This is a genomic window from Streptomyces dengpaensis, from assembly GCF_002946835.1.
GTDB classification, from domain to species: Bacteria; Actinomycetota; Actinomycetes; order Streptomycetales; family Streptomycetaceae; genus Streptomyces; species Streptomyces dengpaensis.
This window is the reverse complement of the sequence record NZ_CP026652.1, coordinates 3,825,151-3,846,197: the sequence shown is the minus strand read 5'-3', so window position 1 is coordinate 3,846,197 and position 21,047 is coordinate 3,825,151. Positions and strand designations below refer to the sequence as shown.

Annotated in this window: 15 protein-coding genes, 1 rRNA gene and 1 pseudogene; 12 read left to right on the top strand and 5 right to left on the bottom strand. The window is 69.4% G+C overall.

What is annotated here, in order from left to right; translation table 11 throughout:
• Positions 1-34: 34 nt before the first annotated feature.
• On the bottom strand, positions 35-1,444 hold the full coding sequence (gene radA / locus C4B68_RS17580; RefSeq protein ID WP_099506231.1) for a DNA repair protein RadA: 1,410 nt from the start codon (positions 1,442-1,444) through the stop codon (positions 35-37).
• A gap of 240 nt (positions 1,445-1,684) precedes the next feature.
• Here radA and C4B68_RS17575 point away from each other — a divergent pair, with 240 nt between their 5' ends.
• Entirely contained in the window at positions 1,685-3,535 is a 1,851-nt protein-coding gene (locus C4B68_RS17575) for a BACON domain-containing protein (RefSeq protein WP_099506232.1), read from the top strand.
• A gap of 98 nt (positions 3,536-3,633) precedes the next feature.
• Here the strand turns inward: C4B68_RS17575 and C4B68_RS17565 are convergent, their stop codons facing one another.
• The gene (locus tag C4B68_RS17565) at positions 3,634-4,539 is read right to left on the bottom strand and encodes a DUF3109 family protein (protein ID WP_099506233.1); all 906 of its coding nucleotides are present in this window, start codon (positions 4,537-4,539) and stop codon (positions 3,634-3,636) included.
• A 71-nt stretch (positions 4,540-4,610) separates the two neighbouring features.
• On the opposite strand from C4B68_RS17565, the gene C4B68_RS17560 reads away from it, so the two are divergent.
• The 4 genes from C4B68_RS17560 to ilvD all read left to right on the top strand — a co-directional run bounded on the left by C4B68_RS17560 (position 4,611) and on the right by ilvD (position 9,286).
• On the top strand, positions 4,611-5,543 hold the full coding sequence (locus tag C4B68_RS17560; RefSeq protein WP_099506234.1) for a Ppx/GppA family phosphatase: 933 nt from the start codon (positions 4,611-4,613) through the stop codon (positions 5,541-5,543).
• 236 nt (positions 5,544-5,779) lie between these two features.
• Entirely contained in the window at positions 5,780-6,604 is an 825-nt protein-coding gene (locus C4B68_RS17555; RefSeq protein ID WP_099506235.1) for a sugar phosphate isomerase/epimerase family protein, read from the top strand.
• Positions 6,601-7,218, top strand: a complete 618-nt coding sequence (locus C4B68_RS17550) for a TetR/AcrR family transcriptional regulator (RefSeq protein WP_099506236.1) — start codon at positions 6,601-6,603, stop codon at positions 7,216-7,218. The genes C4B68_RS17555 and C4B68_RS17550 overlap by 4 nt, the downstream gene beginning before the upstream one ends.
• A 214-nt stretch (positions 7,219-7,432) precedes the next feature.
• A complete protein-coding gene (ilvD, locus tag C4B68_RS17545) occupies positions 7,433-9,286 on the top strand; it encodes a dihydroxy-acid dehydratase (protein ID WP_099506237.1) in 1,854 nt (617 codons plus the stop codon).
• A 78-nt stretch (positions 9,287-9,364) separates the two neighbouring features.
• Here ilvD and C4B68_RS17540 read toward each other — a convergent pair whose 3' ends face one another.
• Positions 9,365-11,524 carry a protein kinase domain-containing protein gene (locus C4B68_RS17540; RefSeq protein WP_099506238.1) on the bottom strand — a complete coding sequence of 720 codons (2,160 nt, stop codon included), beginning with the start codon at positions 11,522-11,524 and terminating at the stop codon, positions 9,365-9,367.
• A gap of 134 nt (positions 11,525-11,658) precedes the next feature.
• Between C4B68_RS17540 and C4B68_RS17535 the strand changes: the two genes are divergently transcribed.
• The 3 genes from C4B68_RS17535 (at position 11,659) to C4B68_RS17525 (ending at position 13,504) form a co-directional block, all read left to right on the top strand.
• Positions 11,659-11,979, top strand: a complete 321-nt coding sequence (locus C4B68_RS17535; protein ID WP_099506239.1) for a peptidase — start codon at positions 11,659-11,661, stop codon at positions 11,977-11,979.
• 61 nt (positions 11,980-12,040) lie between these two features.
• On the top strand, positions 12,041-12,541 hold the full coding sequence (locus C4B68_RS17530; RefSeq protein ID WP_099506240.1) for a hypothetical protein: 501 nt from the start codon (positions 12,041-12,043) through the stop codon (positions 12,539-12,541).
• Positions 12,542-12,700: 159 nt separating this feature from the next.
• The gene (locus C4B68_RS17525; RefSeq protein ID WP_099506241.1) at positions 12,701-13,504 is read left to right on the top strand and encodes a class I SAM-dependent methyltransferase; all 804 of its coding nucleotides are present in this window, start codon (positions 12,701-12,703) and stop codon (positions 13,502-13,504) included.
• On the opposite strand, the pseudogene C4B68_RS17520 reads toward C4B68_RS17525, so the two are convergent.
• Positions 13,459-14,261: pseudogene (locus C4B68_RS17520) on the bottom strand (SulP family inorganic anion transporter); the annotation flags it as partial. The gene C4B68_RS17525 and the pseudogene C4B68_RS17520 overlap by 46 nt on opposite strands.
• Before the next feature lie 229 nt (positions 14,262-14,490).
• Here C4B68_RS17520 and C4B68_RS17515 point away from each other — a divergent pair.
• From C4B68_RS17515 to proC, 3 genes are all read left to right on the top strand, one after another.
• Positions 14,491-15,429, top strand: coding sequence for an ABC transporter ATP-binding protein (locus C4B68_RS17515; protein ID WP_373682278.1), 939 nt, complete (start codon positions 14,491-14,493; stop codon positions 15,427-15,429).
• Positions 15,426-16,292, top strand: coding sequence for an ABC transporter permease (locus tag C4B68_RS17510; protein ID WP_240634391.1), 867 nt, complete (start codon positions 15,426-15,428; stop codon positions 16,290-16,292). Before C4B68_RS17515 ends, C4B68_RS17510 begins: the two co-directional genes overlap by 4 nt.
• A 243-nt stretch (positions 16,293-16,535) precedes the next feature.
• Entirely contained in the window at positions 16,536-17,345 is an 810-nt protein-coding gene (gene proC, locus C4B68_RS17505) for a pyrroline-5-carboxylate reductase (RefSeq protein ID WP_099506242.1), read from the top strand.
• 72 nt (positions 17,346-17,417) lie between these two features.
• Here the strand turns inward: proC and trpS are convergent, their stop codons facing one another.
• Entirely contained in the window at positions 17,418-18,419 is a 1,002-nt protein-coding gene (trpS, locus tag C4B68_RS17500; RefSeq protein ID WP_099506243.1) for a tryptophan--tRNA ligase, read from the bottom strand.
• Positions 18,420-19,267: 848 nt separating this feature from the next.
• Here trpS and C4B68_RS17490 point away from each other — a divergent pair.
• Positions 19,268-20,793: ribosomal RNA gene (locus C4B68_RS17490) — 16S ribosomal RNA — on the top strand.
• The last annotated feature ends 254 nt before the right edge of the window (positions 20,794-21,047 follow it).

The window sequence follows — 21,047 nt, the reverse complement described above, 5'->3', positions numbered from 1 at the left end:
CGGTTCGTACGGACGGGCGAGACCAGGGCAAAGTCTACCGGCGCTCCTCGTCCTCCCGCGGGGCCTCTCGGTGACGGGAGCGTGGAAGGACCCGCAGCGCGTCGCCTATGTCGGCGACTTCCAGGACCTTCATACCGGGAGGGATCTTGCCCGGATCGGTCGGTACGAGGGCGTGCGTGAAGCCCAGGCGGTGGGCTTCGGCGAGCCGGCGCTGCACGCCCGTGACCCGTCTGACCTCGCCCGCGAGACCCACTTCGCCGATCGCGACGAGGTTCTTGGGGAGCGGGCTGTCACTGGCGGCGGACGCGAGGGCGAGCGCGATCGCGAGGTCCGCGGCGGGCTCGGAGAGCTTCACGCCACCGACCGTCGCCGAGTAGATGTCCCGCTTCCCCAGCGCGCTGATCCGGCCGCGCTGCTCCAGGACGGCGAGCATCATCGAGACGCGGGAGGTCTCCAGGCCGGACGTCGTACGGCGCGGGGAGGGGATCTGCGAGTCCACGGTGAGGGCCTGGACTTCGGCCACCAGGGGGCGGCGGCCCTCCAGGGTGACGGTCAGGCAGGTGCCGGGGACCGGCTCGTCACGGCGGGTGAGGAACAGGCCGCTCGGGTCGGCCAGGCCCGTGATGCCCTCGTCGTGCAGCTCGAAGCAGCCGACCTCGTCCGTCGTCCCGTAGCGGTTCTTGACGCCGCGGACGAGCCTGAGGCGTGCGTGCCGGTCGCCCTCGAAGTGCAGAACGACGTCCACGAGATGCTCCAGCAGGCGGGGGCCCGCGATCGCGCCGTCCTTGGTGACGTGGCCCACGAGGAGGGTGGACATCCCGCGCTCCTTGGAGGCGCGGATGAGCGCTCCCGCGACCTCGCGCACCTGGGCCATGCCGCCGGGCGCCCCGTCGATCTCCGGGGAGGCCACGGTCTGTACGGAGTCCATGACGAGCAGGGACGGCTTCACCGCGTCCAAGTGACCCAGTACGGCCGCCAGATCCGTTTCCGCCGCGAGGTAGAGGTGGTCGTCGATCGCCTTGATGCGGTCGGCGCGCAGCCGTACCTGGCTCGCCGACTCCTCACCCGTCACGTACAACGTGCGGTGCTCGTCGCTCGCAGACTTCGCCGCCACGTCGAGGAGGAGGGTGGACTTGCCGACGCCCGGCTCGCCCGCGACCAGGACGACCGCGCCGGGTACGAGGCCGCCGCCGAGGACGCGGTCCAGCTCGGGGACGCCGGTGGAGCGGGCGGTCGCCTGCCGGCCGTCCACCTGGCCGATGGGCACCGCGGACGTGGTGACCCGGCCCGGTGTCGTCGTCCGCGCCGCGGGCGCGCCGTACTCCTCGACCGTCCCCCACGCCTGGCACTCGGGGCAGCGGCCGAGCCACTTGGCCGTCTGCCAGCCGCACTCGGTGCAGCGGTAGGACGGCCGGTCCTTCGCGGTTTTCGTACGGGCAGCCATGCGACGAACCGTAGCCGAGGGCACTGACAGCGCGGCCTCCAGCCCGTCCGGCGCTTGAGGATGAGCGCGAAGCGCGATGGGGGGCGCGGCATCTGCCATCAACCGCCATCGCCGCCCGTGACGCCCTGGGCCACGGAATCGGACGTTCCTGTCCTCTTATGAGGGATCGTTTCACCCGTACGGATTAAATGTGCTCAAGGGGGAAGAAGGTGCCACCTCAGGGCGCCTACGGTCGCACAGGTGATGAGCAGCAGTCCGGAGACCTCGACGCACACCACCGGCGCACACCGGGCGCACGGAGACGCGCGCACGCGGCTGACCGCGCCCCGCGGCGCGACCGCCCGCACGACGGCTCAGCGCCCTCCCGCGCGCTACGAGCCCTACCTGGACGGCCTGTTCACCTACTGCCTGTCCGTGCTGTGCGACCACGACGCGGCCACCGCCGCCCTCGGGGACGTCCTCGCGCTGGCCGAGCGCCGCAGCCCGCGCGGCCCGGAGTCCGCGAACGACCGCCGGGCCTGGCTGTACGCGCTCGTCCGCTGGTCCTGCCTGCGCAAACTCACCGAGGCACGGCGCACACGCCAGGCGTCGCACGCCTCCGGGCGGCGCACGACCCGCAAGAGCGACCCCGAACGAGCCCACAAGAGCACCCACAAGAGCAGCCACAAGAGTGCCTACAAAAGTGCTCAGAAGGGTGCCGGCAACGGCGCCGCCGACCGGCGCGCGGCCGAGGCCCTGAGCGCCCCTGTCTCCGAAGAAGCCGAGGCACAGCGCCGGCGCGAACTCGCCCTGCTGGCCTGGCCGGAGGCCGCCGGCACCACCCCCGAGCAGCGCGAGGCGCTCGAACTCGCCGTGCGCCACCAGCTCGCCCCCCGCGAGGTCGCCGCCGTCCTGGGCATGGACCTCGCCCGCGCCCGCGAGCTGCTCGCCTCCGCCGCCTGCGAGGTTGAACGCACCCGCGCCGCGCTCGCCGTCGTCGAGACCGGCACCTGCCCGAGCGTCGCCCGGCTCACCGGCGACAACCAGCTCGTCCTGAGCAAGACCCTGCGCGGCGAGCTGGTCCGGCACGTCGACGACTGCCCGCGCTGCCGCCACACCGCCGAGCGCGCGGTGCCCGGCGCCTGGCCCGGCACCAGCGTCACGCCCGCCGCGCTCCCCGTACTGGAGGCCCCGCGCGCGGCCCTGCACGTCGCGATGGTGCACGCCCCGCGCGCGCGGGGCAGCGCTCCGCGCTTCGACCGGCGCGGTTTCCCGATGGACCCCAAGGACCACGCCGCGCGAAGGGACCGCCTCCGCGCGCGTGCCGTCACGACCACGGTCGTCGCCACCGTCGTCGCCGCACCCGTCCTCGCCCTGTGGGCGGCCCACCGCGGTGCGCCCCTCACCGGCGAGGGCACCGACGGCAGCTCGGTCACGGCGAGCGAGGCGCACGGCCCTGACGGCATCGACGGCGAGGAGACGGGCGATTACGAGCACGCCGGCAACGCCAGCACCGATCCCGACGCCCGCTTCACCAAGGGCAGCCGCTCGCCCGACGTCTCCGTGGAGGTCATCAGCTCCCCCGGAAGCACTCCGGAACAGGGAGCGGGACACCTCTCCGTCACGGCGGGCAACAGCGGCGACACCACCCTCATCACGCTGACCGCGTCCGGGAGTTCACCGGTGCACTGGTCCGCGCACACCGGAGCGTCCTGGCTCTACCTGAGCCAGTCGTCGGGAACCCTCGCACCGGGCGAATCGTTGACGATCAAGGTGTACGTCGATCATCTTCGCGAGCCGGTGGGCCCCTGGAGCGCGCGGGTGTCGATCGCACCGGCGGGCGCCACGGTCACGATCGACGGCTATGGGAACGCGGGCCCCTCCCACCCCGGCGGCCACGACCCCGCTCCCCAGCCGACGCCAAGCCACCCGACCCCCTCCGACCCCGGCCCCACCCCGAGCGACCCGACCCCGAGCCCGACTCCGACGCACACTGATCCGACCCCGTCCGAGCCCCAGCCGACTCCGACGCCCACGGACTCGGCCCCGTCCGAGCCGGGCGGCTCAACGCCACCGCCGAGCGACAGTGGCACCCCGAGCCCGTCCTCGTAACCGGTGCCGGGCCTCAGCCGGCGTTACCGGTGCCGGCGTAACTGGTGCCGGCGTAACCGGTGTCGCCGTAACTGGTGCCGGCGTAACCGGTGTCGGCCTCAGCCGACCGGATCCGCCGGATGCGGTGCCAGCAGCGGCAGCTGCGAGGCCAGCCGTTCCTCGCAGAGCTCGACCAGGCGGTCGTACCCCTTCTTGCCCATCAGCTCGATCAGCTCCGGGCGGTACGAGACGTACACCGGGTCGCCCGCACCGTGCGCCGAGGTCGCCGACGTGCACCACCAGTGCAGGTCGTGGCCGCCAGGACCCCAGCCGCGGCGGTCGTACTCGCCGATGGAGACCTGGAGCACCCGGGTGTCGTCGGGCCGGTCGATCCACTCGTACGTCCGGCGCACGGGCAGCTGCCAGCAGACGTCCGGCTTGGTCTCGAGCGGCTCCCGGCCCTCCTTCAGGGCGAGGATGTGCAGCGAGCAGCCCGCGCCACCGGCGAAGCCGGGACGGTTCTGGAAGATGCACGAGCCCTGGTACGGCCGGGTCTGGCGGTCGCCGTCCTCGTCCTCGGAGACCCAGCCGGTGGCCACGCCCACGTCATGGTTCTGCCAGATCTCCGGTGTGAGTCTCGCCACATGCTCGGCCACCCGCTTCTCGTCGTCCTCGTCCGAGAAATGGGCCCCCAGCGTGCAGCAGCCGTCGTCGGCGCGGCCCGCCTGGATGCCCTGGCAGCCGCTCCCGAAGATGCAGTTCCAGCGAGAGGTCAGCCATGTCAGATCGCACCGGAAGACCTGCTCGTCATCGGCCGGATCCGGAAATTCCACCCATGCACGAGCGAAGTCGAGCCCCTTCTCGTCGGGCATGGCGACCTGCTTCGGGGACTTCGAGGACTTCGAGGGCTTCGGGGACTTTTTGGACGCCTTCGCCGGCGAGGAGCCCTGCGAAGAGCCCTGCGAGGAATCCGTCACAGATCCCTTGGGTGATTTGTCGGGATTCGCCTTTTTCGTCTTTGGCACTCGTCCAGGGTAAGTCGCTTCTGCCCGCTCCGAGGACGGCCGATCGCCGGACCCGCAGTAGCGTTCCGTACATGAGACTCGGTGTCCTCGACGTGGGTTCGAACACGGTGCATCTGCTGGTGGTGGACGCCCACCCCGGCGCGCGCCCGCTGCCCGCGTACTCCCACAAGGCCGAACTGCGGCTTGCCCAACTGCTGGACGAGAGCGGGGCCATCGACCCCGAAGGTGTCGGCAAACTGATCGACACGGTCCAGAGCGCGCTGGAGGTGGCCGAGGACAAGGGCGTCGAGTCCCTGCTGCCGTTCGCGACCTCCGCCGTGCGCGAGGCCAGCAACGCCGATGAGGTACTGGCCCGGGTGAAGGCAGCGACCGGCGTCGAGCTCCAGGTCCTGACCGGCGAGGACGAGGCCCGGCTCACCTTCCTGGCCGCCCGCCGCTGGTTCGGCTGGTCGGCGGGCAGGCTGCTCGTCCTCGACATCGGCGGCGGGTCCCTGGAGATCGCGTACGGCATGGACGAGGAGCCGGACGCGGCCGTGTCGCTGCCGCTCGGCGCCGGGCGGCTGACCTCGGGCTGGCTGCCCGCCGACCCGCCCGATGCCGCCGACGTCAGGGCGCTGCGCCGCCATGTGCGGGCGCAGATCGCCCGTACCGTCGGCGAGTTCAGCCGCCTGGGCTCCCCCGACCACGTGGTCGCCACCTCCAAGACCTTCAAGCAGCTCGCCCGCATCGCCGGCGCCGCCCGCTCCACGGAGGGCCTGTACATCCAGCGCGAGCTCAAGCGCCGCACCCTGGAGGACTGGGTCCCCCGTCTCGCCTCGATGACCGCCTTGGAGCGCGCCGAACTCCCCGGCGTCTCCCCGGGCCGCTCGGGCCAGCTCCTCGCCGGCGCCCTCGTCGCGGAGGGCGCCATGGACCTCTTCGGCGTGGAAACCGTGGAGATCTGCCCGTGGGCGCTGAGGGAGGGCGTGATCCTGCGTCGGCTGGACCACATGCCGACGGAGTAAGCCTCCCGCCATCGAGGGCCCGCGCCCCGACAGGGGCCGCGGGGAACGGCGCGACCAGCCCCAGACAACCCGCACCCGCGCGGCAGAGCGAGCCCCAACGGCGACCAGGCGCCCCGCCCCCGGCGGCCAGGCGCCCCGCCCCCGGCGGCCAGGCGCCTCGCCCGAGGGGTCCACAAGACCCCCACCGGGGCCAACGCCCCGGCCAACCGCCGGAGGCACCCCGTACGCTGTCCCTCGTGGCAGAACCAGTGGTGCGCATCCCGGATGCGAAGGTCGCGCTGTCCACGGCCTCCGTGTACCCGGAGTCGACGGCGACGGCCTTCGAGATCGCCGCGCGCCTCGGGTACGACGGTGTCGAGATCATGGTGTGGACCGACCCGGTCAGCCAGGACATCGAGGCGCTGCGCCGGCTCAGCGACTACCACCAGATCCCGATCCTGGCCGTGCACGCTCCCTGCCTGCTCATCACCCAGCGCGTCTGGTCCACCGACCCGTGGGTCAAGCTCCAGCGCGCCCGGGCGGCGGCGGAGAAGCTGGGAGCGAGCACCGTCGTCGTACACCCCCCGTTCCGCTGGCAGCGCCAGTACGCGCGCGACTTCGTCACCGGGATCTGGCGGATGTCGAACGAGACGGACGTACGGTTCGCCGTTGAGAACATGTACCCCTGGCGCTACCGCGACCGCGAGATGCTCGCGTACGCCCCCGACTGGGACGTCACCAAGAACGACTACCGACACTTCACGATCGACCTCAGCCATACCTCGACCGCCCGCACCGACGCCCTGCAGATGGTCGGCCGCATGGGCGACCGCCTCGGCCACGTCCACCTCGCCGACGGCAGCGGCTCCAACAAGGACGAGCACCTGGTCCCGGGGCGCGGCACCCAGCCCTGCGCCGAACTGCTGGAACGTCTCGCCTTCTCCGGCTTCGACGGTCACGTCGTCATCGAGGTCAACACCCGCCGCGCCATGTCCAGCGCCGAACGCGAGGCCGACCTGGCGGAGGCCCTGGCCTTCACCCGGCTCCACCTCGCCTCCGCGGTGAGGGTGCCCCGCCGATGACGAACGCCGCCGCTCCTCGCCGCCGGGGACGCCCTTCCCGTACGCAGACGGAGGCGGGCCCCGCCACCCGCGACCGCATCCTGGAGGCGGCCCGCGAGGAGTTCTCCGAGCGGGGCTACGACAAGACGTCGGTCCGCGGCATCGCCAAGGCCGCCGGGGTGGACTCCGCGCTCGTGCACCACTACTTCGGCACCAAGGAGCAGGTCTTCGAGGCGGCCGTCGAGGTCGTCGTCGCGCCCGCCCTGAACGCTCCGGCCGCCGTCGAGGAGGGCCCCCTGGACGGCATCGGCGAGCGCCTGACCCACTTCTTCTTCGGCATCTGGGAGAACCCGGCCACCCGTACGTCGCTCCTCGCGGTCCTCCGTTCCGCCGTGAACAACGAGACCGCGGCGGCCGTCTTCCGCCGCCTCGTCGTCGCCCAGCTGCTCCGCCGTATCGCCGAGCGCATCGACGTCCCGGACGCCGAACTGCGCGCCGAGCTCGCCGCCTCCCAGCTGGTCGGGATCGCGATGCTGCGCTACGTGATCAAGATCGAGCCGCTGGCGTCGGCGGACGTGGAGCAGATCATCAGGAGGGTCGCGCCGGTGGTGCAGGGCCACCTGACCGCGACGTGACGTAGCACCCGCCCTCAGTAGAGCCCCGGGCCGGACAACTGCAGCGCCCGAGGACGGACAGCCGGCAGAGCCCCAGGACGGACAACTACTGGACCCCCGGGCCGGACAGCCGACCACCGAGACCTGCGTCCCGCATTCCGGACGCGCTGTCCGAATCCTGGCGCACCGGCGTACGCTCGACGTGAGTCATAACTCTCCGAAGGAGCGAGCGACGATGCCCGAGCTGAGGTCCCGCACAGTCACCCACGGCCGCAACATGGCGGGCGCACGCGCCCTTATGCGCGCCTCCGGTGTACCGGGCGCGGACATCGGACGCAAGCCGATCATCGCGGTCGCCAACTCCTTCACGGAGTTCGTGCCGGGCCACACCCACCTGCAGCCGGTCGGCCGGATCGTGAGCGAGGCGATCACGGCGGCCGGGGGCATCGCGCGCGAGTTCAACACGATCGCGGTGGACGACGGCATCGCGATGGGCCACGGCGGCATGCTGTACTCCCTGCCCTCCCGTGACCTGATCGCGGACTCGGTCGAGTACATGGTCGAGGCCCACTGCGCCGACGCCCTGATCTGCATCTCGAACTGCGACAAGATCACACCGGGCATGCTGATGGCGGCCCTGCGCCTGAACATCCCGACGGTCTTCGTCTCCGGCGGCCCCATGGAGTCCGGCCGCGCCACGCTGGTCGACGGCACGGTCCGTACGCTCGACCTGGTCGACGCGATCTCCGACGCCGTGAACGACAAGATCTCGGACGAGGACATCCTCCGTATCGAGGAGAACGCCTGTCCGACCTGCGGATCCTGTTCCGGCATGTTCACCGCCAACTCGATGAACTGCCTGACCGAGGCGATCGGCCTGTCCCTCCCCGGCAACGGCTCGGTCCTCGCCACCCACACGGCCCGCAAGGCCCTGTACGAGGACGCGGCCCGCACGGTCGTGGACATCACGCGCCGCTACTACGACCAGGACGACGAGTCGGTCCTGCCCCGCAACATCGCCACCTTCGCGGCCTTCGAGAACGCCATGGCCCTCGACATCGCCATGGGCGGCTCCACCAACACGATCCTGCACCTGCTCGCCGCCGCGCAGGAGGCGGGCGTCCCCTTCGGCCTGGAGGAGATCAACGAGGTCTCGCGCCGCGTGCCCTGTCTCGCCAAGGTCGCCCCTAACGTCGCCAAGGACCGCACGTACTACATGGAGGACGTGCACCGCGCCGGCGGCATCCCGGCCCTGCTCGGCGAGCTGCACCGCGCCGGCCTGCTGAACGAGGACGTGCACGCGGTCCACAGCCCGTCCCTCTCCGACTGGCTGAAGACGTGGGACGTGCGCGCCGGCTCCCCGTCGCCCGAAGCCATCGAGCTGTGGCACGCGGCCCCCGGCTGCGTCCGCTCCGCCGAGGCCTTCTCCCAGTCCGAGCGCTGGGAGGCCCTCGACGAGGACGCCGAGGGCGGCTGCATCCGCTCCGCCGAGCACGCGTACTCCAAGGACGGCGGTCTCGCGGTCCTCAAGGGCAATCTGGCGGTCGACGGCTGTGTCGTGAAGACGGCGGGCGTCGACGAGTCCATCTGGACCTTCGAGGGCCCGGCGGTCGTCTGCGAGTCGCAGGAAGAGGCCGTCGAGAAGATCCTCAACAAGCAGGTCACGGATGGCGACGTCGTGGTCATCCGCTACGAAGGCCCCAAGGGCGGCCCGGGTATGCAGGAGATGCTCTACCCGACCTCCTTCCTCAAGGGCCGCGGCCTCGGCAAGACCTGCGCCCTGATCACCGACGGCCGCTTCTCCGGCGGCACCTCGGGCCTGTCCATCGGCCACGCCTCCCCCGAGGCGGCCTCGGGCGGCACCATCGCCCTGGTCAAGGACGGCGACCGGATCCGCATCGACATCCCGAACCGCTCGATCGAACTCCTCGTCTCCGGCGAGGAGTTGGACACCCGCCGCGACGCCCTGAACGGCGTCTACGCGCCCGTGGCCAGGGAGCGCAAGGTCTCGGCCGCCCTCCGCGCGTACGCCGCGATGGCGACGAGCGCGGACAGGGGCGCGGTGCGGGACGTCACGAAGCTGGGTTGACGACGAAGCTGGGCTGACGCGTTTCCTGACGATCACGCGTCTGTGGGGCCGCTCCTGTGGGGGCGGCCCTTTTGTGTCTCACCAGGCCGAGGGATCGCGCGTGTCGACAGCGAAGAGGGAGCCGTCGGGGGCGGTGGAGTAGACCTTGCCGTTGGCGGGGAGGGGGGCCGGAATCGTGCTGACGCGTGAACCTCGGTCATTGCCGAGCCGTGCCTTCGTCTGTCCGAGCAGCGTGCCCCGCGCCGTGTCGACCGAGAGCAGGCGCCCGTCCACGCCGGTGAAGTAGAGCCGTTGTCCGGCCACGACGGGTGCCGAGGCCCTGCTGACCGACGTCTCCGCGCGCCACAGCTGGTCCGACGTCTTGGTGTCCACGGCCACCAATGAACCGTCGCCGCCCAGCAGATACACCGCGTTCCCCTGTACGACCACCTGAGCCTGCGGCTGCGGGACGCGCAGCGCGATGCGGTGGGTCTTGCGGTTCGCGACGTCGTATCGCACGACGGAGTCCGTGTACTGGTCGATGGTGGTCGAGGTGAACCAGAGCGTTCCGTCATGGGCGCCGACGAGGCTCAGCACGCCGTCCATGTACCGCTGCCAGATCATGGCACCGGTCTCGGGGTCCACCGCGGCCACCCGCGTCTCGCCCGGGTTCGCCGTCACCACGTAGGCGACCCCGTCCCCGTACGAGAGGAACTGGGGCAGGTTCAGCCCCGGGATCGCGTGGCGCCACTTCTCCTTGCCCGTCGGGGCGTCCAGCGCGATGACCTCGGAGTCGCGGCCGGTGAGCAGGACGACGTCGCCGACGTGGGCGACGCGTCCCTCGTAGCGCGCGATGTCGCGACTCCAACGGGTCGAGCCCGTGGCGGGATCCAGCGCCGTCAGGCGTTTCCCGTTCCGGCTGACGACCTGTAGCAGCCCGCCGGACAGGACCGGCGCCGGAGTGGAGTAGGTACTCGCGCCTCCCGTGTCGCTTCGGGACCACAGCACCTTGCCGTCGGTCGGATCGATCGCGGCGGCCAGGACTCCGGGCCGGACGCAGTACAACGTCCGGGACCCGTACGTGCATTGCGGCAGGCCGTCGGCCCTGGCGCCAGGGGCGCTCAGGTTGATGTCCCACGGCTGGAAGCCGCTCTTCGTCTGCTTCCCGTCGTGTTTCTCCGGGGCAGGGGTGTCCGAGTCGCCGAGGAACGCCAAAGCGCCGATGGCGGCGGCGAGCACGGCGACGGTGGAGATGGCGGCGGGCAGGCGCCAACGTTGTGTCCGAGAGGCCTTCTTGGACTCCGGCTCGGGTGGGACGTCCTGCCGCGGTCGACCTCCCTTCGGGCCCGGAGCGGCCTCCCGCTGCCCCGACCGCACCGACTCCACATTTCTGGTGCGCTGTTCAGGAATGAACGCCTGGGTGTCGTACGAGGCGGAAACCGACCGCAGCGCGGTCATCAGTTCGTCCGGTGTGGGCCGGTCCTCGGGTTCCTTGGCGAGGCAGCGCGCAACCAGGTCGACCAGATCCTCCGGTACGCCTGTCAAGTCCGGCTCGTCGTGGACGACTTGATAGGCCACGAGATAGGGACTGTCGGAGTCGAAGGGCCCGCTCCCGGTAGCCGCGTGCACGATCACCGAACCCAGCGCGAAGACGTCGGCGGCTGGTCCGACCTCCCGCGGCCTGCGGAATTGTTCCGGAGCCATGAACGGCGGAGTGCCGATCAATTTGCCCGTCTCCGTCCGCAGTTCACTGTCCGACGGCCGCGAGATACCGAAGTCGATGACCTTGGGCCCGTCGTCGGCCAGCAGTACGTTGCTGGGCTTGAGGTCGCGATGGACGACTCCGGCCCGATGAATGTCACGCAAGGCCTCGGCGAGACCGGCCATGAGATGGCGCAGCCGGGCCGGAGGCATGGCGCCGTTCCGCTTCACGTGCTCGGCGAGGGTCGGCCCGGGAATGAACAGCGTTGCCATCCATGGGTGTTCGGCTTCGGGATCGGCGTCCACGACAGGCGCGGTGAAGGCGCCGCTGACCCGCCGGGCGGCCGCGATCTCCTGCCGGAAACGCCCCCGGAATTCAGGGTCTTGAGCGAACCCGGCGTGGACGACCTTGACGGCGAGCCGCAACCCGGAGGCGGACCGCGCCAGATGCACGATGCCCATGCCACCGGAGCCGAGTTCCGCCTCCAGCAGGTACTGCCCGGCGTAGCGCGGACGTTCCGCTTCCGGGTCCGTACCGGTGCTGCGCTGTGGCGGCATCACTCACCCCCGTGTGTCCGTCCGCATGCGCGACGCGCCGAGCCTAGTCGATGCTTCGTGCGAAGCATCGGGGGCTTGCTAGCCTCGGCGCTCCGCAGGGATTTGGCGTGAACCATTCAACGGGGGAGGCCAGGATGGCCACGGAAGACATCGAGATCACAAGCGCGGGCGAGACGGCGGAAGCGGAGCCCCAGAGCGCCGAGGCGCTCCGCACGTACCCGCTAGCACCGGGCTACAACGTCAACGTCCGCAGCGGTCCGGGCACCCACTTCAGCATCGTCCGCACCCTGCCGGCGGGCTCGCGGGTTCCGATCTACTGCCAGTGCCCGGGAGAGTCCGTCAGTGGCCCCTACGGGACGACCACGATCTGGGACAACATTTCCAATGGCCAGTTCGTCTCCGACGCGTACGTGAACACAGGCACCGACGGCTACGTAGCCCCGCGCTGCTCCTGACGACGGTGGTCGGGACCCCGCGGAGGTCCGCCGGAGCGATCACCGGAGCAATAATCGTCGAGTGAGCGACGAGACCAACACCGGAACCGGCGCCCCCGCGGGGCCCCAGCCCGAGCCCCTGCGCTTCTTCGGGACGACCTGGGTGGAGCACGACGGCGGCTACGCGGGCCGCAGGGCAGCCGTGGCCGTCGGCTCCCTGGCCGCCGCGGTGGCCGCCTGCTTCGTCCTCCGCTTCGCCTACCAGGGCCTGGCCATCGCGGACGTAGGAAAGCCGGTGACCTTCCTGGTCGTGCTGATGTTCGCGGTGTGCAGCGCCCTCGCGTTCCGCCACACCTGGGACGCGTTCGGCAAGCGCCCCGACCCCGGCCGCCAGGCCTCGCTCCGGGGCCTTCTGGCTGTCGGCTTCATAGGCTCCCTCCTCGCCTGCTTCTTCCGCTCCCTCACCGAGGCCCCCGGCGAACGACTCCACCGCGAGGAGTACGAGACGGCCCGCGAGCAGTACGCCCGCCGCACCAAGCGCCGCACGGGCAACCCGTCCCGCAAGCGGGGCCGCCGCGCTTAAGCCAGGGCCGGCAATTTTCAGCCCGTCCGGCGTTTGAGGACGAGCGCGTCAGCGCGATAAGCGGGGGTCTGGGGCGGCAGCCCCCAGGTACGGGACGGGCAGGGGCGGCGGGGGCGAAAACCCACTGCCTCAACCCCCACCACCCGCCACCATGACGGTATGACCACCCCGTCCCACACCCCGGCCCCCACTCCCACCCGAGCCCACTCCTTCAACCACGCCGCAGCCCAGTACGCCGCCAACCGCCCCTCCTACCCCTCCACCCTCTTCGACACGATCGAAGCCCTGGCCACCCGCCAGCTCACCGGCGCGAAGGTCATCGACGTAGGCGCGGGCACCGGCATAGCGACGGCCCTCCTCCACGCAAGGGGCGCCGACGTCCTGGCGGTGGAACCCGGCGACGGCATGACCGCCGAATTCCGCCGCGCCCACCCCCGCCTCCCGGTCATCCGGGGCAACGGCAACGCACTCCCCCTGGCCACCGCCTCCGCCGACTTCGTCACCTACGCCCAGTCCTGGCACTGGACAGACCCGGTCCACTCCGTACCGGAGGCCTTGCGTGTCCTGCGCCCGGGCGGCGCCCTCGCCCTCTGGTGGAACACGGACGCTCTGGACGTCCCCTGGATCGCGGCGGCAGCCGACCGCGCCGAACGCTTCCTCGGCATCGACCAGGTCGTGGAGAAGAACGGCAGCGGCGCGAAGGCAACGACCGCCCTGGCGGCCGACCCGGGCGGCCACCTGGACTTCGCCCGCCGCCAGGTCCGCTGGAGCCGCCGCGTCCCGCTGGACACGCACCTCGCCAACGTCGCCAGCCACTCGGCGTTCCTGGTCCTGGGCGAGCAGGCAACGGAGGCGTTCTTCACGGAGGAGAGGAACCACCTCCTTCGCACATTCCCCGACGAAAGGGTGGAGGAGACCTACATCGTGGACGTCCTGGTGGCGACGGTGGCACCCCGTCCCTGATCCCGCCCCGCGGCCCACCCCTCCCAAGTCGCCGCACACGCATGATCCACGTGCCGCAGCCCTCCCAGCTCGAGGCGTACGTCCCGGTCGTGCGGCAACGCCTCCCACGCGTCCAGCAGCTTCGGCAGCCGCAGGAACGTGGCGTCGCCGACGACCCGTACGACCAGCCCCGAGGCCCCTGGTCCTCGGTCTCCACCTGCACATGGCTGATGTCCCACGCGGTCTTGGCCACGGCGAGCGCGAGCCCGGCCAGCACCCCCTCGAAGAGATTCCCGACCACAATGGCCACCGCGGTCACGCCCAGCACGACCACCTCCCCGCGATGCCCGCGCCACAACACCCCTACCACCCGCACCGGCACGAGCTTGCACCCCGCGTACACCAGCAACCCCGCCAGCGCCGCGATCGGAATCGCCCGGAGCACCCCCGGCATCACAGCCGTGAAGAGCAGCAGCCACACGCCGTGCAGCACCCGCGACGCCTTCGTCCGCGCCCCGGCCTGCACATCGGCCGCACTCCGTACGATCACCGCGGTCATCGGCAGCGCCCCGAGCACCCCGCAAACGGCGTTCCCGGTGCCCTGCGCGATCAACTCCCGGTCGTAGTCGGTCCGCGGCCCCCGATGCAGCCGGTCCACCGCCGCCGCGCTGAACAACGACTCCGCCGACACGATCAGCGCGAACGCCAACACCGTCCCGATCACGCCCACTTCCGCGAGCCGCCCCACATCCGCAGGGGACGGCAGCCGTACGGCATCACACCGGCACACAGGCACAGGAGCACCACGCCCCGCCACTGTCACGTGCACTGAAATCCATTGTCGATAAAGGGAGTTGACCCCGCACCCTTCCGTGTAACTCCCAGGTACGGAAGCGCGCCGTCCCGAACCCCCCGGACCGCCCTCTTCCGGTCGCGCCGACGCGCGCCTGCGCCGCCGGATGCGACCGGGCTTGACCGCCGAGCCCGGCAGGAGCAATATTCATCGCATGATGATTATTGAGCCAGGCGACCCCGTCCGGTCACCCGATCCCGGAGGCTCACCGGACCCCGTGCAGTCGCCGCCCGCCGTCCGCGCCGAAGGCCTCACCGTCGTACGCGGCCCCCGAACCGTCCTGCGCGGACTCGACTTCGCCGTACCGCGCGGCCAGATCACCGGCCTGCTCGGCCCGTCGGGCTGCGGCAAATCGACCCTGATGCGCTCGACCGTCGGCACCCAGGCGAAAGTCGCCGGCACCCTCGAAGTCCTCGGCCGCCCCGCCGGGGACGCCGCACTGCGCTCCCGTATCGGCTACGTCACCCAAGCTCCCTCCGTCTTCGACGACCTGACCGTCCGTCAGAACCTCGATTACTTCGCCGCGATCCTCGACCCCGGCCGCGCCGCCTCCGAACGCCGCCACGCCAACGTCACCCAGGCCATCGCCGACGTCGACCTCACCTCCCACGCCGACGCCCTCGCCGGCAACCTCTCCGGCGGCCAGCGCAGCCGCGTCTCCCTCGCGGTCGCTCTCCTGGGCACCCCGGAACTCCTGGTCCTCGACGAACCCACCGTGGGCCTCGACCCGGTCCTACGCCGCGACCTCTGGAACCTCTTCCACACCATCGCCGCGGAGCGGAACGCGACTCTCCTGGTCTCCTCCCACGTCATGGACGAGGCCGAGCGCTGCCACCGCCTCCTCCTCATGCGCGAGGGCGAGATCCTTGCCGACGACACCCCCGACGCCCTGCGCGAACGCACCGACACCGACACGGTCGAAGCCGCCTTCCTCCACCTGGTCGACGAAGCAGTCGCAGCCGCCAGCCGGCCCACAACGGGAAACCCATCCACGACGGGCCCCCAGCCCACGACGCGCGACGCGGCCCACCCCGACTCCGAGAACACCGACTCCCCGTCCGGCGACGACCCTCGCAAGGAGCCCCTCCGATGAGGACCACCTCAGCCACGAGCCCCGGCACGACTCCAGGCACAGGCACAGGTACGGGTACGAATCCGGGCAGCAGGACCGGCACCATCACCAGCGCCGGCACCACCGCGGCGTCCCGCCCCCGCGCGCTCAACGCCTCCCGCACCACCGCCACCGCGGCACGCGTGCTGCGCCAGCTCCACCACGACCCGCGCACCATCGCGATGATGATCCTCATCCCGTGCGTGATGCTCGTACTGCTCCGCTACGTCTTCGACGGCAGTTCGCGCACCTTCGACTCCATCGGCGCCTCCCTGCTCGGGATCTTCCCGCTGATCACGATGTTCCTCGTGACATCGATCGCCACCCTCCGCGAGCGCACCTCGGGCACCCTCGAACGCCTCCTGGCCATGCCCCTGGGCAAGGGCGACCTGATCGCCGGCTACGCCCTGGCCTTCGGCGCCCTGGCCATCGTCCAGTCGGCCCTGGCCACCGGCCTGGCGGTCTGGTTCCTGGGCCTGGACGTGATCGGCTCCCCCTGGCTGCTCCTGCTGGTCGCCCTGCTCGACGCGCTCCTCGGCACAGCCCTGGGTCTCTTCGTCTCGGCTTTCGCGGCCTCGGAATTCCAGGCCGTCCAGTTCATGCCGGCCGTGATCTTCCCCCAACTCCTCCTCTGCGGCCTCTTCACACCGCGCTCCAACATGCACCCAGCCCTCGAAGCGATCTCCAACGTCCTCCCCATGTCCTACGCCGTCGACGGCATGAACGAGGTCCTCAAACACACCGACATGACAGCCAACTTCATCCGCGACGCCCTCGTGGTCGCAGGCTGCGCACTCCTTGTCCTGACCCTGGGTGCGGCCACTTTGAGGCGCCGCACAGCATGATTCTTTTCAGCCCGTCCGGCGTTTGAGGACGAGCGCGAAGCGCGAAACGGGGGGTCTGGGGGCGCTGTATCCATCAGCGGCTCCGCCGCGGGCCCCAGGTACGGGACGGGTAGGGGCGGAGGGCGAAAAGGCACCCCACGGTCACCACCCCTAACCGTCCGCCCAGCGGACACCCCACCCCATCCGGCACCCCCGGTGCGAGGATGGACCCCGGACGACGCACCCCCGGAGGGCACCCGCACCATGAGCCAGAAAGTCGCAGTCCTCGGCACCGGCAAGATCGGCGAAGCACTGCTCAGCGGAATGATCCGGGCCGGCTGGGCCCCCACCGACCTCCTGGTCACCGCCCGCCGCCCGGAGCGAGCCAAGGAACTCCAGGAGCGCTACGGAGTCACCCCGGTCACCAACCCCGAGGCAGCGAAAACCGCCGACACCCTGATCCTCACGGTCAAACCGCAGGACATGGGCACCCTCCTCGACGAACTCGCCCCGCACATCCCCGCCGACCGCCTGGTCATCAGCGGCGCGGCAGGCATCCCCACCTCCTTCTTCGAGGAGCGCCTGGCCTCAGGCACTCCAGTCGTCCGTGTCATGACGAACACCCCCGCCCTCGTCGACGAGGCCATGTCCGTCATCTCCGCCGGCAGCCACGCCACCGCCGAACACCTCGCGCATGCCGAGGAGATCTTCGGCGCCGTCGGCAAGACGCTGCGCGTCCCCGAGTCCCAGCAGGACGCCTGCACCGCCCTCTCCGGCTCGGGACCGGCGTACTTCTTCTACCTGGTCGAGGCCATGACGGACGCGGGCATTCTGCTCGGCCTGCCCCGCGACAAGGCCCACGACCTGATCGTCCAGTCCGCGATCGGCGCCGCAGTGATGCTCCGCGACAGCGGGGAGCACCCCGTGAAGCTCCGCGAGAACGTCACGTCCCCCGCGGGCACCACGATCAACGCGATCCGCGAACTCGAGAACCACGGTGTCCGCGCAGCCCTCATCGCCGCACTGGAAGCAGCCCGCGACCGCAGCCGCGAACTCGCCTCCGGCAACAGCTGACAGGTCCCCGGCGCCGGGCTCACCCCTGCCGGGCGCCTAGGGGACGCTCGTCAGCCAGGCAGCTCAACCCGCTCAATCACCTGCCGGCAGCAACCCGATCGCCCGATACGCCGCGTCCACCTTCGGCCTCGCCATCTCCCTGGCTTTCTCCGCACCGTCCCGCAACACCCCCTCCACGTACGCAGGATCCGCGCACAATTGCTTGTGCCTCTCCTGTACGGGCCTGAGGAGCTCGACCACGGCCTCGGCGGTGTCCTTCTTCAAAGCGCCGTACGACTCATATACACCGCTCAAGGCCTCGGGGTTCCCACCTTCACAGGCGGCAAGAATGTCCAGCAGATTCGCGACACCGGGCCGCGCCTTCCGGTCGTACACGACGTCCTGCCCACTGTCCGTCACGGCCCGCATGATCTTCTTCCGTACGACATCGGGCTCGTCGAGCAGATAGACGATCCCGGGCCCGACGTCATCGCTCTTGCCCATCTTCGACGTCGGCTCCTGAAGACTCATGACCCGCGCCGCGACCTCCGGATGGGTGGCCCGCGGCACCACGAACGTGTGCCCGTACCGCTGGTTGAACCGCACCGCCAGATCCCGCGCCAGCTCGACATGCTGCGTCTGGTCATCACCCACCGGCACCTCATCGGTCCCGTACGCGAGGATGTCCGCCGCCATCAGCACCGGATACGTCAGCAGCGACAGCCGCACACTGCCACCCCGCTCCCGCTCCCGCGCGGCCTTCTCCTTGTACTGGATCATCCGCCGCATCTCCCCATCGGTCGCGACGCACTCCAGCACATACGACAGCCGCGCGTGCTCGTCCACATGACTCTGTACGAACACGGTGCACAGCTCCGGATCCAGCCCCGACGCAAGCAACAGCGTCGCCGCCTGCCTGCTGAGCCTGCGCACCCGCGCCGGATCGTGCTCCACGGTCAGCGCGTGCAGATCGACGACACAGAACAGAGCGTCTGCCCGGTGCTGATCGACGTCGGCCCACCGCCGTACGGCCCCCAGGTAGTTCCCCAGCGTCAGATGCCCGGTCGGCTTGACCCCACTGAAGATCCGCTTCATCTCTCCACCTCCTGGTCGAGACCGCCGCACCCGCCGGCCGGCGCTCTCCAGGAGGGAGACACAAAAACGGCCGCCGAGGCGGGCGGCCGTTGAGTACATACGTGAGTACGGCCGCCGTCAGGCGGCCCACCACTGCTGGGTGCACGTATGCGTAGTCATGCCTCTGAGGCTACGCCTCCGGAGGGCACTATGGAGGGGAGTTGACACGCCCCTACCCCGTGCGTATTGTTCTCCGAGTTGTCCGACGTGAGCACCGACTCCGGTCGGTCCCCGGACAGCCATTCCGCACCAAGCACTTAACGAACGGCGATCCGTCGTCGGCTCGTTTTCATGCGTGTTTGCGAAATGAGGATTCCGCGTTCGAAAGGACGCCACCCCGATTAGCTCGGGAGCCAGGAATCCGCTAAGGTATCATTCGTTGGAACGGCCCAAGGGCCGGGAAGACAACCCCCGCTGACTGGGAATCAGGCCCGAAAGGATCTGATAGAGTCACAATCGCCGGAAGGGGAAACGCGAAAGCGGAAACCTGGAAAGCGTCGAGGAAATCGGATCGGGAAGATCTGGTAGAGTCGGAAACGCAAGACCGAAGGGAAGCGCCCGGAGGAAAGCCTGAGAGAGTCTCTCGGGTGAGTACAAAGGAAGCGTCCGTTCCTTGAGAACTCAACAGCGTGCCAAAAATCAACGCCAGATATGTTGATACCCCGTCTCCGGCCGATCGGCTGGGGCGAGGTTCCTTTGAAAAAGTCCTGCCCTTCGGGGCAGGCGCACAGCGAGGACGCTGTGAACGATCGGTCTTATTCCGGCTGATCGTTCCGCTCTCGTGGTGTCGTCCCGATTACGGGAAAACATTCACGGAGAGTTTGATCCTGGCTCAGGACGAACGCTGGCGGCGTGCTTAACACATGCAAGTCGAACGATGAAGCCCTTCGGGGTGGATTAGTGGCGAACGGGTGAGTAACACGTGGGCAATCTGCCCTTCACTCTGGGACAAGCCCTGGAAACGGGGTCTAATACCGGATACGACCCGGGAGCGCATGCTCCTGGGTGGAAAGCTCCGGCGGTGAAGGATGAGCCCGCGGCCTATCAGCTTGTTGGTGAGGTAGTGGCTCACCAAGGCGACGACGGGTAGCCGGCCTGAGAGGGCGACCGGCCACACTGGGACTGAGACACGGCCCAGACTCCTACGGGAGGCAGCAGTGGGGAATATTGCACAATGGGCGAAAGCCTGATGCAGCGACGCCGCGTGAGGGATGACGGCCTTCGGGTTGTAAACCTCTTTCAGCAGGGAAGAAGCGAAAGTGACGGTACCTGCAGAAGAAGCGCCGGCTAACTACGTGCCAGCAGCCGCGGTAATACGTAGGGCGCAAGCGTTGTCCGGAATTATTGGGCGTAAAGAGCTCGTAGGCGGCTTGTCGCGTCGGTTGTGAAAGCCCGGGGCTTAACCCCGGGTCTGCAGTCGATACGGGCAGGCTAGAGTGTGGTAGGGGAGATCGGAATTCCTGGTGTAGCGGTGAAATGCGCAGATATCAGGAGGAACACCGGTGGCGAAGGCGGATCTCTGGGCCATTACTGACGCTGAGGAGCGAAAGCGTGGGGAGCGAACAGGATTAGATACCCTGGTAGTCCACGCCGTAAACGGTGGGCACTAGGTGTTGGCGACATTCCACGTCGTCGGTGCCGCAGCTAACGCATTAAGTGCCCCGCCTGGGGAGTACGGCCGCAAGGCTAAAACTCAAAGGAATTGACGGGGGCCCGCACAAGCAGCGGAGCATGTGGCTTAATTCGACGCAACGCGAAGAACCTTACCAAGGCTTGACATACACCGGAAACATCCAGAGATGGGTGCCCCCTTGTGGTCGGTGTACAGGTGGTGCATGGCTGTCGTCAGCTCGTGTCGTGAGATGTTGGGTTAAGTCCCGCAACGAGCGCAACCCTTGTTCTGTGTTGCCAGCATGCCCTTCGGGGTGATGGGGACTCACAGGAGACTGCCGGGGTCAACTCGGAGGAAGGTGGGGACGACGTCAAGTCATCATGCCCCTTATGTCTTGGGCTGCACACGTGCTACAATGGCAGGTACAATGAGCTGCGAAGCCGCGAGGCGGAGCGAATCTCAAAAAGCCTGTCTCAGTTCGGATTGGGGTCTGCAACTCGACCCCATGAAGTCGGAGTTGCTAGTAATCGCAGATCAGCATTGCTGCGGTGAATACGTTCCCGGGCCTTGTACACACCGCCCGTCACGTCACGAAAGTCGGTAACACCCGAAGCCGGTGGCCCAACCCCTTGTGGGAGGGAGCTGTCGAAGGTGGGACTGGCGATTGGGACGAAGTCGTAACAAGGTAGCCGTACCGGAAGGTGCGGCTGGATCACCTCCTTTCTAAGGAGCACTTCTCACCAACGACCTTCGGGGACTTGGTCAGAGGCCAGTACATCGGCGAACGTCCGATGCTGGTTGCTCATGGGTGGAACGTTGATTATTCGGCACGATCCAGGATGGATCAGGCGCTAGTACTGCCCCTCGGGGCGTGGAACGCTGATCTGGTCAGCTGATCGTGTCGGGCACGCTGTTGGGTGTCTGAGGGTACGGCCGAATGTGGCTGCCTTCAGTGCCGGCCCCAGTGCACTCGGACT